Origin of the sequence: Bacillus sp. B28, from assembly GCF_029536185.1 — a bacterium.
Lineage (GTDB): Bacteria > Bacillota > Bacilli > Bacillales > Bacillaceae > Bacillus > Bacillus halotolerans.
Genome location: NZ_CP120511.1, coordinates 2,370,773 through 2,386,419 on the forward strand (window position 1 = coordinate 2,370,773; position 15,647 = coordinate 2,386,419).

The following is a 15,647-nucleotide window of genomic DNA, read 5'->3' on the forward strand; positions in this document are numbered from 1 at the left end:
GTTTTCCCCCTGCTTTCCTTCTGTTACTTTCATTTTATCAAATCGTGAGAAAGTTTGAGAACTGTATCGCTTTGTTCTGGACTATGCATAAGAATGAAGTCCGGCAAGCACAAGATTTACGAATATTAAATTGAACATAATGATAGCAAAACCGATTACGGCCAGCCATGCTGATTTCTCACCGTGCCATCCTCTTGACAGCCTTAAATGCAAATATGCGGCGTAAAACAAAAACGTGATCAGCGCCCATACTTCCTTCGGGTCCCAGCCCCAAAATCTCGTCCAAGCGAGCTGAGCCCAAATCATTGCAAAGATCAGCGCGCCGAGTGTAAAAATCGGAAAACCGATGGAAACGGCTCTGTAGCCAACCTCATCTACCAGATCAAGATTCACGTTTTTCACCAGAGGATGGAAACAGGCACTGATTCTTTTTCTGACGATCAGGCGAAGCGCTCCGTACAATAGGAGTCCAGCTCCAAACGACCAAATCACTGTGTTTACCTTTCTGCCTGAGAAAAGGGCCGGAAGCTCTGCAATGGGCTGCATTTTCCCCTCGGTGATAAGCTCACCCTCATGCGGACCTACAAGTGCGGGCATTTCATAGACCATCACGCTTTTTTCCTTATTCTTATCCACCCAGTTAAACTCAGCTTCATAGCCGGCAAAACGAAACACAGATGTTATCACAATAAAGGCAACTGCCGTCACCATAATAAACATGATAGCTTCAAGCCAAAAGGTTTTTTTACTTGGTTTGGTCTGGTCAACATGCTTCAAAAGAAAAATGACACCTGCGATAAAACTGATGGCGAGTATAGCTTGCCCCAGCGCGGCCGTGGTTACGTGGATATACAGCCAATTGCTCTGCAATGACGGAATTAAAGGCGAAATGTCCGTCGGAAACATGCTGGCGTATGCAATCAGCAATAAAGCGATCGATAATGTAAACAGACCTAATGAAGGCAATTGATAGATAAAATAAAGGATAATAAACGCAAGCACAAGCATCATGCCAAAGGCTGTTGTAAATTCAAACATGTTGCTGACAGGCGCATGGCCGCTGGCAGCCCACCTTGTAATAAAATAGCCCAGGTGGCAGAGAAAACCGATAATCGAAAGGATAATTCCGATCGTCGCCCACCGGTTTGCCCTGTCTTTTTTAATTTTCCTTCCTCGTATGGCCCCGCCGAAAATCGGGACCGCGATTAAATACACGAGAAAGGCCGCATAAAGAAAATTTCCGCTCAGCTCCGCCATGACACCACTCCCTTTTCGCCTATTTCTGTGTTTTCATTAATTCTTTTTGGTCTGCTGGTTCAGTCAGCCCCGTATCGGCTAAAACAAATTCTAAATCCCGCTTCAGTCCGTACCAGTTTTTATTGGTATGGCCGGCAACCATGACTGCACCTTCCTGTGTATGCAGCCAGATTCTGCGGTGCTGCCAGTACATTCCTTGAATGACGCCAATCATAAAAATGGCTCCGCCGATGGCAAGCACCCAAAGCGTCAAATCTTTTCTGACTGTCAGGCCGGTTATGTTTTTCGTTTCGACATGGTCAAATTTTAACTTGTATTTATTGCTGCCCGACCCTTCAATTGTTTCTTGAATGGCAACAAAGCTTTTTTCGCCTTTTGGCTTATCTGGCGTTATGATATTAAAAACAAACGCCGGATTGTTAGGGATTTTTGTTTTTGTGCTCGGCTCTCCGTCCTGATTAAAATAGAAGTCAGGAAGGTAGCTGGCAACCTCAACTTTGTAACCGTTGCCAAGATCATAAACCGAATCTGGATCCAATAGGTTGATCTTTAAGCTCCCAAAGGATTTTTTTGATTTTTTGTCAATCAGCTGAAACACCATCTGATCGAGCTGATTCTCTTTATAATCCACCTGATAAACAGAAAACGAATCAAAGCGCAGCGGCTGGTTGACACGAATATCTTCTTCTTTTATTTTTTTCAGCTTCGGCTTCTCTCCATAGACAATTTTGCCTTCCCGTTTATAGAGTACCGCATCTGTTTGAAAGTTTTTCGCGACCTTTCCGCTTCCGACTCTGTCAATGGCATCAGCGAACACCTTTTTTTCTGTCTCGCTGTTATAAGTCTCTACGCTGAATTGATTGTTTTTCAAATAATATCTTCCGTCTGTGCCTGGAATTGCCGCAGTTTCGCCTTCTCTGACCCAGAGCGTTTCATCGACGTACATGCCCGGCACAAATCTCAGCATTGCGCCAATCAGGAAAATGATTAATCCTATGTGATTGACATACGGACCCCAACGGGAAAAACGCCCTTTTTCCGCCAGAATGCTGCCCTCTTGTTCTCGTATTCTATAACGCTTTTTCTTTAAGAGAGTCACAATCTTTTCTTTTTCTTCAAGGTTGAGCTCGGTCTCCGTTTCACTGAACAGCCGCTGTCTTTTTAAGAAAACAGGGCTTCTCCTGACCCCCTGATTTTTCAATGCTCTGTACAATGGAATCACACGGTCAAGGCTGCAGATGACAAGAGAAATGCCGATTGAGGCAATCAGCAGCAAATACCACCAAGATCCATATAAATGATGGAACCCGAGTAAATAATAAAGCTGGCCGAACGTGCCGTATTGTTCTTTATAATATGTATCAGCCTGAGCGCCGGGGGGCAAATAGGCTTCTTGAGGAAAAATCGTCCCGAATGCTGATGCTGCAAGGGTTATGACGATAAGCCATATTCCGACCTTAACCGAAGAAAAGAAGTTCCATATTTTATCAATGAACGTTTTGTTATAGGTTTGTGAACGTCTCGCACTTCCATCGTATCTCATATCAGCAAGCGGGGTCTGCGTTTCCTGAAGCGCCCTGCCGCACGATTCACATAAAACAGTTCCGACCGGGTTGATATGTCCGCATTCACATTTTACCTGCTTCATCCCGAAGTCGCTCCGGGTTTTATCAGATTCATATAGTCATGGATCATGCTTTCTGTCATAGTGCCGGTCACCACCTTGACAACTTTTCCTTCCGGATTGATTAAAAAGGTTGTCGGAAGCGGAGATACGCCATAGGCATCAAGCACCTGACGATCTGTATCCAGAACAACCGGAAAATTTACTCCGTAGGATTTCATAAAATTATGTACTGCTATCTTTGACTCCCCAACATTTACCGCGACAATTTCAACGCCTTGGTCTTTAAAATATTTGTATTGGTTCGCCATATAAGGAAATTCTTTTTTGCACGGCTCACACCAGGTGCCCCAGAAATTCAAAAAAACACCTTTTCCTTTTAAGTCACTTAGCTCAATACGTTCCCCATTCGTATCTTCAAGGACAAAATTCGGTGCCTCGGACCCTTCGGATATGCTCTCTTTGTCGGCAAATACAGCATTGTATATTGTATAGGCCAGCGCGCAGATTAAAACGAGAAGGATGCCGGTCCGAATGAATAAACGTCTTTTTTTCTTCATTGTCCACTGCCCCCTTCCCCTATTGCAGATCCATTCAATTATATCATTTCACAATCATTTCACATTTCTAACTTTTTGAAGGTTATGTGAAACTTAGAAAGCGTTTTTACCGTGTTCCGCTAGCGCTCTGAGTCTTTTGACTTCGTGCGGCGTAAGCTCTCTTGCGTCTCCCGTATTTAAGCCTCTCAGGTTTAAAAATGCGTATTCTTCCCGCTTCAGCTTAATGACTTCATGTCCGATTGCTTCAAACATGCGGCGCACTTGCCTGTTCCGTCCTTCATGGATGGTCAGCTGAATAATGCTGGTTTGTTTTTTCTTATCCAATGAAAGCAGCTTCGCTTTGGCAGGCGCTGTTTTGCCTTCCTCCAGCATAATGCCGCGCTCCAGCTTTCTGATCAGCTCTTTAGACGGTATGCCTTTTACCTTTGCTACATATGTTTTGTTTATTTCATATTTAGGGTGCATCAGTTTGTTGGCAAACTCGCCGTCATTGGTTAAAAGCAAAAGACCGCTAGTATCGTAATCCAGACGTCCGACCGGATAAATGCGCTGCGGCACTTCTCTTAAAAAGTCCGTCACGACTTTGCGCCCTTTGTCATCTTCCGCTGCGGAAATCACGCCCCTTGGTTTATATAGAAGAAAATAAACAGGCTCTTCACGTTCCACCTTCAAGCCGTTTACTTCAATCTGATCAGAACCGGTGACTTTAACACCAAGCTCTGTTATTACTTTGCCGTTCACCTTTACTTTTCCTTCTTTAATCAGCTCTTCTGCCTTTCTGCGCGATGCAACTCCGGCGTGAGCAATTACTTTTTGCAGTCTTTCCATGTCTTTCACCTCAAGTATTATCTTACTTTTTTCAACCTGAACAAACAAGCTTTTTCAGATTTCGCATGCTTTATCTAAAAAAACGCCATTTTCAGGCGCTCCCAAATAATAACGTAACGATGATGATAGATGCAACTACACCGATTAAATCAGCAAGAAGTCCCACCTTTAACGCATCACCCATTTTTTTAATGCCGACCGCTCCGAAATACACCGTCAGCACATAAAGTGTTGTATCCGTTGATCCCTGCATCACCGAAGCCAGCCTGCCAATAAAGGAGTCCGGTCCATACACTGCAATTAAATCGGTGGTCATACCCAGAGCAGCCGTACCGGAGATCGGACGAATCAGCGCAAGCGGAACCACCTCAGCCGGTATGCCGAAGGCGGAAAAGACAGGCTTTAAAAAATCCATAAAAAAGTCAAGCGCCCCTGATGATCTGAAAACAGTAATCGCAACTAGCATCCCGACTAAGTAGGGGATAATCGAAAATGCGATCTCAATTCCTTCTTTTCCGCCTTCAACAAAGGATTCATATGTCGGTACCTTTTTGATTGTTCCATAAAGAAGAATGCCGGCAATAATAATAGGGATCATGGCTAAAGACAGCCAGTTGATAATTTCCATCGGCTTACCTCCCCTTCTTTTTACGGCGGTAATAAAAATACCGGTCAATAATAATGGCGCCAATTCCAGAAATAAGTGTCGCCAAAATGCTCGGTCCGACGATATCTGTCGGTGTTTTGGAGGAATAGGCCATTCGCACGGCGATAACCGTTGTCGGGATGAGAGTAATGCACGAAGTATTAACAGCTAAAAAAGTGATCATGGAACGGCTCGCTTCCGAACGGTTTCCATTCAGCTTCTTCATTTGCTCCATTGCTTTAATGCCAAGAGGTGTGGCCGCGTTCCCGAGGCCGAAGAAGTTCGCCATGAGATTTGATAAAATGTAGCCCATTGCTGGATGATCCGGCGGTATGTCAGGAAACAGCTTAGAAATAAAAGGCCTGCACAGACGGCTGAAAATATCCAGCAGTCCTGACTGTTCAGCTATTTTCATTAAACCAAGCCAAAAAACAAGCACGCTCATAAGTCCAAATGAGATTGTGACAGCTTCTTTGGCTCCTTTAAACACCGCCTCATTTACATCCTGCAGCGTTCCATTGCACATCGCAAATACTAGCCCGATCACAGTTAAGCTGACCCAGATTATATTGACCATTTTGTCCCGCCAGCCGCATTCAGAAAAATGGATTGAAACGTTTCAAAAAACTTTTTTTTCGGTTTTTGATTTCGTTGGTTTTCGTAATAGATCGGCACTTTTGCGATGGTTTCATCGTTGAACATGACTTTCATATGTCCTACAATATCCGGAATTTTTGAGACATCCTTTTCCCAGGCTTTTTTCGGTTTGAGCAGGGTAGTGTTAATTTTGACATCTTCTTTTTCTTCTTCGGTAAGCAAATAGGTGATGTCCCGTTTGATGAAAGCTTTAGACTCATAAAATGTACCTTTGAGCTTCGGAATATCTCCTTTTTTTGCGATTAAATATGTTTGATAATGATCAAATACATAGTTAAACATATTCATATGATCATCCCAATCGTCGGGGTCATTAATGGTAACGGCTATCAGATTAACGCCGTCCTTTGAAGCGGTTGAAACGAGTGTGCGTTTTGCAAGCTTGGTATAGCCTGTTTTCCCCCCAGTGCTGTATGGATACAGCATCGTCAGCAATTTATTTTTGTTTTTCCATACGCTTTCCATTGTTTCTGCTTTGTATATTTTTGTGCCGGAGATGGTTTGATAGTCTTTGAGCTTCATGGCGTATTTCGTTAAAACAGCCATGTCATAAGCTGTTGAGTAGTGATTTTCATGGTCATCCAATCCGTGCGGGTTTTGAAAACGGGTATTTTCCATACCGATTTGTTCTGCTTTTTGGTTCATCATATAGACAAATCCATCGAGGCTTCCCCCGACATACTCAGCAATCGCAACAGCAGCATCGTTCCCGGATCTCAGCATCAGGCCATACACAAGATCCTTTAATTTTACTTTTTGCCCTTCGGTTAAATAAATGGCCGAACCCTCTGTTCTGACCGCATTTGCAGAAACGGTCACGGTTTCTTCCATTTTTCCGGATTCAATGGCGAGAACAGCGGTCATGATCTTTGTAATACTGGCAATCCGCCTTTTTTCATGCTCGTCCTTGGCAAATAACACTCTTCCTGATGTGCCGTCAATGACAATGGCGCTCTTCGCACTGACATTTATAGCTGCATGTGCTGTGTTCACATTTACATTGGCAAATAGAAAAGAAATGATGACGATTAATACAGCTTTTTTAAAAATGCGCATGTTTGTTCACGTCCTTGTGGTGGTTTGTACAAGTTTATGCGCATGTCCATCAGTTATGAATAACAATTGTGTCATGGCCTGCAAACATAAAAAAACTCTCCCATAAAGGGAGAGTAAGTCTTATCTGATTGATGCCATGCTAGATCCGGACGCTTCGTAATGAGCCAGTTCTTCCCTCATCTTCAGAAACGCTGCGCTCAGCGGCAATAATAATTGCTCCAGAGACTGCGGAACAGCATGGTAGAACTCAATTGCGCTGACTCCGGTATATGACGCCCGGCTGTTTTCACACCAGGTGTCTTTCTTTGGCATAAAGAACTCTTCAATGCATTGATGATACACATTGTAAAGTGTTTTTTCCGCTCTGGTTTCCTGAAATGGCTCTTGCATAAGGAGACGGCGGCATGCTTCAGCGCCTCCTTCACAAAATACTGTCATTCTTCTCAGCGTGCTCAGCACATCGCAGCAGTATGTCTCTTCAACAGGCAATTCAGCCTGCATAGACGCCAGTGTGGTTTGATTTAAATAATCATTAACGGTATTGACAACCATTGATAAGAATTCGCCTGTTTTTTGAGTCTGCACTCGCACAATCGAATGTCCCATTTCGTTTGGTATCTTCCCCTCATGTCTTTGTCTCTCACATTTTGCTTCTTTCATGATAGCTACTTCTTCCTTATATCTTATGTTGATGAAAAAGCGCGATTCATTAAATCTCTATTTTATATCTTCAAAGGTTTGGTTAAAGTTCTCAAAGAATAAATCCGCTTCTTCTTGAAGAACGTCATCTTCCGCATTTTCAGGCAGCGGCGGAAGCTCGTCCAGCGTTTTTAAGCCGAATTGCTCAAGAAAAGTCGGCGTCGTGCCGTATAAAATGGCCCGTCCCGGACCGTCAGCTCGTCCGACTTCACACAGCAGCGCCTTGGCGACAAGGCTGTGTAAAATTCTTTCTGATTTCACGCCTCTGATATCTTCAATTTCCGCTCTCGTAATCGGCTGTTTATATGAAACAATCGCCAGCACCTCCAAAGATGCCTGGGAAAGGCCTTTCGACGGTACTTCGATCAGTTTTTTCAAGTACGGCGCAAAGTCCTTTTTGGTGGAAAGCATGTACGTATCTGCATATTCAATAAGTTCAATGCCTCTTGTATCATGACGGTAATCGTCTGCGACATCCGCCATAATGGTGTTCAGTTCAGGCTCTTCTATTTCAAGCACTGTTAACAGCTGTTTTTTGGTCAGTCCTTCATCGCCTGCCGCATATAGAAGGGCTTCCACTATAGCTTTCCAATTCACGATATCAAGCCCCATGAATGGATTCACTCCCCATAATGTAAATATCTGAAAAATTTTGCTCCTGCTCAATCAAAATCAGCTGATTTTTCATCAGTTCTAGAACAGCCAGGAAGGTGACAACCAAATGTTCTTTTTGCTCATATGAAAAAAGATCCATAAAATTGATTCTTTTTCCTTTTGATTTCAGGCTGTGCACGATTTCATTCATTCTGTCTTCGATTGGTATTTCCTGTCTTGTAATTGTTGTTTCCATCGGCCTTGTTATTTTTTTTCGCTTCAGCACTTTTTGAAAAGCGCCAATCATATCGTAGACTGTGACTGACAGCTTTTGCTCCGACTGTTTCACTTCTTTTGCATATTCGCTCAAGTCACTCGGCGGTTTCGTGAATGATTTTTGTCTTTCTTCTTCCCGTTCCTTTAATTCTTTCGCCGCGTCTTTATATTTTCTATACTCAATCAGCTTTTCAATCAGTTCCTCCCGCGGGTCTTCTTCCTCAAGCAATTCATCCTCAAACAGTTCTTCCTCTTGCTTCGGGAGCAGCATTCTGCTTTTAATACTGAGCAGTGTGGCAGCCATCACCAAATACTCGCTGGCGATATCAAGCTCAAGCACACGCATCGTATGTACATACAATAAATATTGTTCAGTAATCTTCGCCACAGGTATATCATATATGTCAATTTCAAGACGATTGATTAAATGAAGCAGCAGGTCCAATGGGCCTTCAAACGTATCAATTTTCACTTGATATTCTTCCATCATCTCACCATTTTCAAGTATCACTCTCATTGCCGGATAAACTGGCTACCCTTTAGTATAAGCCACCAAAAAGCTCTCGTCCAATACTATTTCATTTCCTGCATTTCGAGAGATTAGTGCTGAATATTCAAATAACAAGATATCCGCCTACACAAAAAAGGGCAGGTGTACATAGGATGCTCGCGTAGACCACAACAAAGGAGGCTGAATGTTCATGGGAGAAAAGTGCTTCAGCGGCGGTTTCGCTTTAATTGTTGTTTTGTTTATTCTGCTGATTATCGTAGGTGCCGCTTGGATTTGCTAGAACTAAAAAAGAGCGAATCCAATGCGCTGTTTTTTCCTTTTATCTGTCCTGTGTTACACTAAAGGCGGATTAAAAGGAGGAAGCATCTTGTACCCAAAAGCTTATATCGATTATCTCGTTGAATTTCACGCAACACGGGATTATTTTGAATGCCATGAAATACTAGAAGAATATTGGAAGGAAGATCCTCCGAACAAACGAAAAATACTTTGGGTCGGCTTTATCCAGCTTGCTGTTGCTTTGTATCATCACAGAAGACAGAATACAGCCGGGGCCAAAAGATTGCTGGCAAACAGCATACGGATTCTTCAAGCGGAAAAACAAGCGGTGGAAGATTTGGGGCTTGATCATACCCGTTTACTGGAGCTTATGCAGTCGGTTTACGAACAAATTGAACTGGGATCTTCCTATAAAAGCATCATGCTGCCAATGAAAGATGAGAGGCTGAAGGAAGCATGCCGCATTGAATGCAAACGAAAAGCTTACACGTGGGGACAGCCCAGCACTCTCACTGATAGATTTCTAATTCATAAACATCGTTTGCGGGATCGGACTGATGTCATCCGCGAACGCGAGAAAGAAATTGAACGAAGAAAAAAAAGCAGAGGCTGATAACAGCCTCTGCTTAATTATTGTATGAAATGTCTTGATCCTGCTGACCTTGACAGCGTTCGAAAAAGCTCTGCGTTAATTCATTCGGAACCAGTACCTGCGTTTTGAATAAATGCTTTAAAGCATCCATCATCTGTTTTCCGATTCCTTGATGGCGATGAGAAGGATTCACACTGATATGCCGGATTTCAACCTCGGAATCCTTTTTTTCAACTCCGATTGCTCCGACGATATCCTCGTCCTCTTTCCAAAGAAAGAGCTGGCGGTCTGTATCCGTTTCGTAGTCCTTAATTGTCTGCTGAAGCTGCTTAAGATCTTTTTCATTTGGCATAAATGAAAGAAGTCCCATCGCAATCTTTTCAAACGATTTTTTATAACGAATTAACATAAAAACCCCTCTATATCCTAAATGTCCAGTTCTATCAAACGGATAAGTATAGGTGATCCGTTTTCTCACATTATATCATTTTCGCCATATTTTTAAACTGTTTTCAGCAAATTATTCAAATGAACGGTTTAAATTTGCCATTTCTATGGCAGAAACAGCACAATCTACGCCCTTATTGCCTGCTTTTGTTCCAGCCCGTTCAATGGCCTGCTCAATGTTTTCCGTAGTGACAATTCCAAAGATCACAGGTACGCCTGTTGTGTTCGCTGCTTGCGCGATGCCTTTTGCAGCTTCGTTGCAGACGTAATCGTAATGAGTCGTCGCGCCTCTGATGACAGTGCCGAGTGTAATAACGGCGTCATATTTTTTTGTTTCCGCCATTTTTTTAGCAGCGAAAGGAATTTCAAATGCGCCCGGAACCCAAGCCACATCAATATCGTTTGTATCCACACCGTGTCTGAGCAAAGCATCTTCTGCCCCGCTCAGCAGCTTGCTTGTAATAAAATCATTAAATCTTCCTACTACGATTCCGATTTTAAGACCTGTACCAACTAAATTTCCTTGTATGATATTCATATGATTCCCATCCTTTTTTGTGATTTTTGTGATTAGAAATGAAGTAAATGACCTAGTTTGTTCATCTTTGTTTGCAAATATTTTTTGTTGTGCTCTTTGGCCTCCATTTGAAGCGGCACTCTTTCTGTAATGCTGAGACCATAGCCCTCAAGACCGGCGATTTTGCGCGGATTATTCGTCAAAAGCTTCATATTCCGCACGCCGAGATCGCGTAACATTTGTGCACCGATGCCATAGTTGCGAAGATCAGGCAAGAATCCCAGCTCCTCGTTGGCTTCTACGGTGTCATACCCTTCTTCCTGAAGCTTATAAGCTTTTAACTTATTGATCAGACCGATGCCCCGGCCTTCTTGGCGGAGATACAAAAGCACTCCCCGGCCTTCTGCGGCAATTTGCGTCAGCGCGGCGTGAAGCTGCGGTCCGCAGTCACAGCGATGAGAACCAAACACATCACCTGTGAGACACTCTGAATGAACCCGGACCAATACTGGTTCTTCATTAAACGGCACATCTCCCATCACAAATGCGACATGCTCTTTTCCATCGATCTCATTTGTGTATCCGTACACCTTAAATGTGCCAAAATCAGTAGGCAAGGTAATATCGACTTCCCGCTCTACAAGTGTTGTCAAGTTGTAGCGGTACTCAATTAAATCCTTAATGGTGATCAGTTTTAATTGATGCTTTTTCGCAATTTCAATGAGCTCCGGTACCCTTGCCATCGTTCCGTCTTCATTCATAATTTCACAAATGACGCCGGCTCCCTGAGAACCGCAGGCTTCAGCAAGATCAACTGCCGCTTCTGTATGGCCCGCTCTTTTCAGGACACCTCCCTTTTTCGCAATCAGCGGAAAAATGTGCCCTGGACGCTGAAAATCTGCCGGCACTGAATCGCTGTCCAGCAAAGCTTTGACAGTAAATGATCTTTCCTGTGCGCTGATTCCAGTTTTTGTCTTACGGTGGTCAATGCTTACTGTAAAAGCAGTGTGGTGGGAATCTGTATTGTGCTCAACCATAGGATGAAGATCGAGCCTGTCAGCGATTTCCTCACTGAGAGGCGTGCAAATCAGCCCTCTTCCGTGCGTCGCCATAAAGTTAATCACTTCAGGAGTCGTATGCTCCGCAAGAGCCACAAAGTCTCCTTCGTTTTCTCTGTCTTCATCATCCACAACAATGATGACTTCGCCTTTTTTTAAAGCGTCTAATGCCTCTTCTATCGGATGAAACATGCAAATCTTCCTCTCTAAAAGCCGTTTTCGCTTAAGAAGGCTTTTGTTATGGTTTGTTGGTTCTTATTTTCATTGGCTTTATGCAAAAATCGATACATATATTTTCCGATCATATCGCATTCGATATTCACTTTAGAGCCGATTGTTTTTTCGGAAAAAATCGTTTCGCTGATGGTGTGAGGGATTAAAGAAATCGTCACGGTATCATCTGTCAGCCCGAAGATGGTTAAACTCACGCCGTCAACGGTAATAGATCCCTTTAAAACCAACGTTTTTGTTAATGACGAATCCATTTTCAAATCATAGTAAACTGCGTTGCTTTTTTCTTCAATACGCGTGATTTCTGCGGTTCCGTCGACATGGCCTGAAACGAAATGGCCTCCAAAACGCCCGTTTGCCGCCATGGCTCTTTCTAGGTTCACTTTGCTGCCTTTTGATAAATCGTTCAGCGACGTTGCTTTGACTGTTTCAGGCATGACATCAACTGTAAAGTGACTTTTCGTGAAATCAGTAACAGTCAGACAAATGCCATTCACTGCAATGCTGTCGCCCAAATGAACATCCTCTAATATTTTTGAGCATTTAATTGTTAAGGCCATAGAGGGGCCTGCTTTTTTCATGGATTCGATTGTGCCTGTTTCTTCTATAATTCCTGTAAACATGGTCACCATCCTACTCGTTTTTCGGTTTTGCCGTCAGTCTGATATCACGGCCAATTTGGGTTATATCTGTGAATTGTAATAAGGGGACATCTTTCATTGATTGAAAACCTTCACCGGAGATTAAGCTGGGAGCAAGCGTTCCTCCGATTAATTTAGGGGCAAAATAGTAGATGATCTCTTGAAAACAGCCTGCTTTGACGAAGCTTCCGTGAACAGCTGATCCGCCTTCCACATACACCGACATAATGCCTTCTTCCGCAAGGATTTTCAGTACATCAGAAATTGGTATACGATCTGTTTCCAGAGTAAATATTTTCACGCCAAAAGCGGAAAACCGTTTTTTCTTTTCCTCATCAGCACGTGTTGTTGTGAAAATCCAAGTCGGCGCTGCCTGATCGCAAATCACATTCGCGTCATCGGGAATCGAAAGTTCGGTATCAAGTATCACTCTGACCGGCTGTTTTGACACATTCGGCAGCCTGCAGGTTAAGCTTGGATTGTCAGCTTTCACAGTGCCTGCTCCGACCAAAATGCTTTGATGTGATTTCCTGTATTGCTGAGCATCCTGTCTTGCAGCTTCTGATGTGATCCATTTGCTGTCACCTGTACTGGTCGCTGTTTTTCCGTCTAGACTTGCGGCAGCTTTTAATGTGACGTAAGGGAGGCCTGTCCTCATTAAATGCAGAAATTTTTCATTCAGCTGTTCCGCCTGATCTGCCAGAATGCCTTCCTTTACTTCGATGCCGGCTTCTTCTATCATGCTGATTCCCCGTCCGGCCACAAGCGGGTTAGGATCTCTCATTGCGACAAATACTCTCTTTATCCCGGACTTGATAATCAGTTCGGCACAAGGCGGTGTTTTTCCGTAATGGCTGCATGGTTCAAGGGTGACATAAATATCAGCGCCTTTCGCATGTGCGCCTGCCATATGAATAGCATGGACTTCCGCGTGAGCTTCACCGTATTTTAAATGGGCGCCCATCCCGACAATCTGTCCGTCCTTCACCACAACAGCGCCTACGAGCGGATTCGATTCGGTCTGTCCTTCACCCTGCTTCGCAAGATCCAACGCCAGTTTCATATAATACTCTTCCATCTGTTTCCCCCTCCCTTCTTTATTCATTTACCGTCAAAAAAGCCCCGAATTTAAGAAAAATTCGGGGCTTTAGGTATTTTACGCAATAGGAAATAACACTATGCATGTTGATACATTTTGCATAGCGGTTCTTCATCCTTCTCCCATCCAGACTTTCACTGTCGGCTTCAGCTTAAACTGAATCCACCGCGTACATATGCACACGGGTCACGGGCTCTAAAGCGCATATCGCGCTTTACTACCGCCGGTCGGGATTTCCACCCTGCCCCGAAGGATACAATCTTTATTCATTTGTCCTTAATGGCTATTATAGCGATCCTTTCTTAAGTACGCAATGAAATAAACTTACAATTTGAGAAATCAAAAAAACACCCATCGTTCCGAAAGGTGTTTTTTAGTTAATCATTTACTTTTGCAACCTTGATTAAACCGTCGATCCGCTTTGATTTGCTGAAGTACGCCTTGATCTTATCGCCTTCTTTTATATCAGACAAATCTTGATTTAATTTTTTTCCGTTGAAGATGATCTTCGTGCCGTTTTCTGCTTCTCCATGATATTCTGTGCCGTCAATTTCTGTCACTTGATATTCCTCGATTGTATACTCTTCTTCTTCAGAGGACAAGGTTTGTCCAATCGCTGTCGGAACGTCCTTCAATTCAACATCATTTATGTACATATACCCCCCTGCAAGCAAAACCAGTAGCACTAACAGAATGGTAATCTTGGTTTTTATTCTTCCCATTTAAAAAAACCTCCAGCCAATATGAATCTATTCATTCATATGAGTTATTCCTTTTTTTCATGAATAAAAAACCGCAAATTCTCGTAAATTATTAATATAACGATGCATAACGGGAATATGTTTCGCATTTCTGCAAAATTTCTTTTCTATAGATATACGAATTTATGTTCTGGTTTTAGGGGATGCATGAGAAAAAGAATAAAAAAGCAGCTCCTTTTCAGGAAACTGCTTATACTTAGTTGGTTTTACGAATGTCGTTAAATGGGAAGAAAACAAACTTTGACGTACCCGCAATTTGTTTTTTCGTAAAGAGTCCAAGCCCGTTTCGGCTGTCCATTGAGTTTCGGCGGTTATCACCCATAACAAAATATTTGTTATCAGGCACTTTGATCGGGCCGAAATCATCAGTTAGATGGTCATATCCATCTTCTTTTGCTTGCTTTTTATTTGCCTTCAAATAAGGCTCAGCCACTTTTTTTCCATTGATATAAAGCTGGTCGTTTTTCATTTCGACTGTGTCTCCAGGCAAACCGATCAGCCGCTTGACATAGTGGACATCATCCCCGTTTAGCACGATGATATCCCCTCTCTTAAACTCGCCTATGTACTTAACTGTCATATTGACAAATACCCTTTCATGGTCAAGAAGGGTAGGCTCCATGGACTCACCGTCAACGACATACGGCGCAAAAATAAAATTGCGGATGAGCAATGCCAGAACAACTGCGATAATAATCGCTTTGGCCCATTCAAATATTGATTTTTTCTTAGAGACGTTTTCCGATTTCAACTGAGTTCCTCCAATAAACAACGGTCTTCAATTTATGTTATCACGAATCGATAAGAAATCCCATTAGGACCATTGAAGCGAATTTTCACATCTATTTATTCTTCTGCCAGATCAATTTGTTCCCATTTCCTAATGAAATCGGGAGAAGAATCAATCAGCCTCCAAAGAACAAATCCAATATATTGCCGGCAGTTGAAGTTTCTTTATTATAAAACTCCGAATATCCGCATTTCTTACAGTAGACGACGAGAAAACGGTTATGCTGCACATCAAACAACTTTGACAATCCGGTTCCGGTTGTGGCAATTTCTTTTTGGCCAGCTTCAGTGCTTCCGCATTTTATACAGCCCTTGTTGTTCATCAAACACAGCCCCTTTTCAAAAAAATGACATTGATATGATTTCATTTTACTACAAATGCCGTTTGGGATGAAACATGTCAACTTTAAAATTTGTTTAATTTTTTCCCTGATGAGTGTATCTGACTGTAAGGAATGCTCCACCCATACAAACGCGGGCTAGCTTTACAACCTCATTTTGTTTTTTTACTTGTTCGTTTAAGCT

General features: G+C 42.9%; 20 protein-coding genes and 1 riboswitch. Of the genes, 2 read left to right on the top strand and 18 right to left on the bottom strand.

Annotated elements, in window-relative coordinates:
• Positions 1-81: 81 nt before the first annotated feature.
• From ccsB to scpA, 10 genes are all read right to left on the bottom strand, one after another.
• Positions 82-1,257: a c-type cytochrome biogenesis protein CcsB gene (gene ccsB, locus P3L57_RS11570; protein ID WP_069487296.1), complete on the bottom strand. Its 1,176-nt coding sequence runs from the start codon at positions 1,255-1,257 to the stop codon at positions 82-84.
• Between the two features lie 19 nt (positions 1,258-1,276).
• Positions 1,277-2,905: a cytochrome c biogenesis protein ResB gene (resB, locus tag P3L57_RS11575; protein WP_059336640.1), complete on the bottom strand. Its 1,629-nt coding sequence runs from the start codon at positions 2,903-2,905 to the stop codon at positions 1,277-1,279.
• The gene (gene resA / locus P3L57_RS11580; RefSeq protein ID WP_044154915.1) at positions 2,902-3,441 is read right to left on the bottom strand and encodes a thiol-disulfide oxidoreductase ResA; all 540 of its coding nucleotides are present in this window, start codon (positions 3,439-3,441) and stop codon (positions 2,902-2,904) included. The genes resB and resA overlap by 4 nt, the downstream gene beginning before the upstream one ends.
• Before the next feature lie 93 nt (positions 3,442-3,534).
• Complete coding sequence (gene rluB, locus P3L57_RS11585; RefSeq protein ID WP_044154911.1) at positions 3,535-4,269, bottom strand: 23S rRNA pseudouridine(2605) synthase RluB; 735 nt, start codon at positions 4,267-4,269, stop codon at positions 3,535-3,537.
• 91 nt (positions 4,270-4,360) lie between these two features.
• Positions 4,361-4,897 (bottom strand): spore maturation protein SpmB, encoded by a 537-nt coding sequence (gene spmB, locus P3L57_RS11590; protein ID WP_044154903.1) that lies wholly within the window; start codon positions 4,895-4,897, stop codon positions 4,361-4,363.
• Positions 4,898-4,901: 4 nt separating this feature from the next.
• A complete protein-coding gene (gene spmA, locus P3L57_RS11595) occupies positions 4,902-5,492 on the bottom strand; it encodes a spore maturation protein SpmA (RefSeq protein WP_044154898.1) in 591 nt (196 codons plus the stop codon).
• Positions 5,480-6,628, bottom strand: coding sequence for a D-alanyl-D-alanine carboxypeptidase family protein (locus tag P3L57_RS11600; protein WP_069487295.1), 1,149 nt, complete (start codon positions 6,626-6,628; stop codon positions 5,480-5,482). Before P3L57_RS11600 ends, spmA begins: the two co-directional genes overlap by 13 nt.
• A gap of 120 nt (positions 6,629-6,748) precedes the next feature.
• Positions 6,749-7,288, bottom strand: a complete 540-nt coding sequence (locus P3L57_RS11605) for a YpuI family protein (RefSeq protein ID WP_059336642.1) — start codon at positions 7,286-7,288, stop codon at positions 6,749-6,751.
• A 57-nt stretch (positions 7,289-7,345) separates the two neighbouring features.
• Complete coding sequence (scpB, locus tag P3L57_RS11610) at positions 7,346-7,939, bottom strand: SMC-Scp complex subunit ScpB (RefSeq protein ID WP_044154877.1); 594 nt, start codon at positions 7,937-7,939, stop codon at positions 7,346-7,348.
• Positions 7,929-8,684 (bottom strand): segregation/condensation protein A, encoded by a 756-nt coding sequence (gene scpA, locus P3L57_RS11615; protein ID WP_024121908.1) that lies wholly within the window; start codon positions 8,682-8,684, stop codon positions 7,929-7,931. Before scpA ends, scpB begins: the two co-directional genes overlap by 11 nt.
• Positions 8,685-8,898: 214 nt before the next feature.
• Between scpA and P3L57_RS11620 the strand changes: the two genes are divergently transcribed.
• The gene (locus tag P3L57_RS11620) at positions 8,899-8,988 is read left to right on the top strand and encodes a YjcZ family sporulation protein (RefSeq protein ID WP_024121909.1); all 90 of its coding nucleotides are present in this window, start codon (positions 8,899-8,901) and stop codon (positions 8,986-8,988) included.
• Between the two features lie 87 nt (positions 8,989-9,075).
• Positions 9,076-9,600 carry a DUF309 domain-containing protein gene (locus P3L57_RS11625; RefSeq protein ID WP_044154865.1) on the top strand — a complete coding sequence of 175 codons (525 nt, stop codon included), beginning with the start codon at positions 9,076-9,078 and terminating at the stop codon, positions 9,598-9,600.
• A gap of 13 nt (positions 9,601-9,613) precedes the next feature.
• Here P3L57_RS11625 and ribT read toward each other — a convergent pair whose 3' ends face one another.
• The 8 genes from ribT to P3L57_RS11665 all read right to left on the bottom strand — a co-directional run bounded on the left by ribT (position 9,614) and on the right by P3L57_RS11665 (position 15,445).
• Positions 9,614-9,988 (bottom strand): GNAT family N-acetyltransferase RibT, encoded by a 375-nt coding sequence (ribT, locus tag P3L57_RS11630; protein ID WP_003223910.1) that lies wholly within the window; start codon positions 9,986-9,988, stop codon positions 9,614-9,616.
• Between the two features lie 111 nt (positions 9,989-10,099).
• Positions 10,100-10,564: a 6,7-dimethyl-8-ribityllumazine synthase gene (gene ribH / locus P3L57_RS11635; protein WP_024121911.1), complete on the bottom strand. Its 465-nt coding sequence runs from the start codon at positions 10,562-10,564 to the stop codon at positions 10,100-10,102.
• A 32-nt stretch (positions 10,565-10,596) separates the two neighbouring features.
• Positions 10,597-11,793: a bifunctional 3,4-dihydroxy-2-butanone-4-phosphate synthase/GTP cyclohydrolase II gene (locus P3L57_RS11640; protein WP_069487294.1), complete on the bottom strand. Its 1,197-nt coding sequence runs from the start codon at positions 11,791-11,793 to the stop codon at positions 10,597-10,599.
• A gap of 14 nt (positions 11,794-11,807) precedes the next feature.
• Positions 11,808-12,455, bottom strand: coding sequence for a riboflavin synthase subunit alpha (ribE, locus tag P3L57_RS11645; protein ID WP_024121913.1), 648 nt, complete (start codon positions 12,453-12,455; stop codon positions 11,808-11,810).
• A gap of 10 nt (positions 12,456-12,465) precedes the next feature.
• A complete protein-coding gene (gene ribD, locus P3L57_RS11650; protein WP_069487293.1) occupies positions 12,466-13,551 on the bottom strand; it encodes a bifunctional diaminohydroxyphosphoribosylaminopyrimidine deaminase/5-amino-6-(5-phosphoribosylamino)uracil reductase RibD in 1,086 nt (361 codons plus the stop codon).
• A gap of 131 nt (positions 13,552-13,682) precedes the next feature.
• A riboswitch (FMN riboswitch) is annotated at positions 13,683-13,830 on the bottom strand.
• 119 nt (positions 13,831-13,949) lie between these two features.
• Positions 13,950-14,294, bottom strand: a complete 345-nt coding sequence (locus P3L57_RS11655) for a hypothetical protein (protein WP_059336645.1) — start codon at positions 14,292-14,294, stop codon at positions 13,950-13,952.
• A 235-nt stretch (positions 14,295-14,529) separates the two neighbouring features.
• Positions 14,530-15,084 (bottom strand): signal peptidase I sipS, encoded by a 555-nt coding sequence (gene sipS, locus P3L57_RS11660; RefSeq protein WP_069487292.1) that lies wholly within the window; start codon positions 15,082-15,084, stop codon positions 14,530-14,532.
• 154 nt (positions 15,085-15,238) lie between these two features.
• The gene (locus P3L57_RS11665; RefSeq protein WP_010334793.1) at positions 15,239-15,445 is read right to left on the bottom strand and encodes a zinc ribbon domain-containing protein; all 207 of its coding nucleotides are present in this window, start codon (positions 15,443-15,445) and stop codon (positions 15,239-15,241) included.
• Between the last annotated feature and the right edge of the window lie 202 nt (positions 15,446-15,647).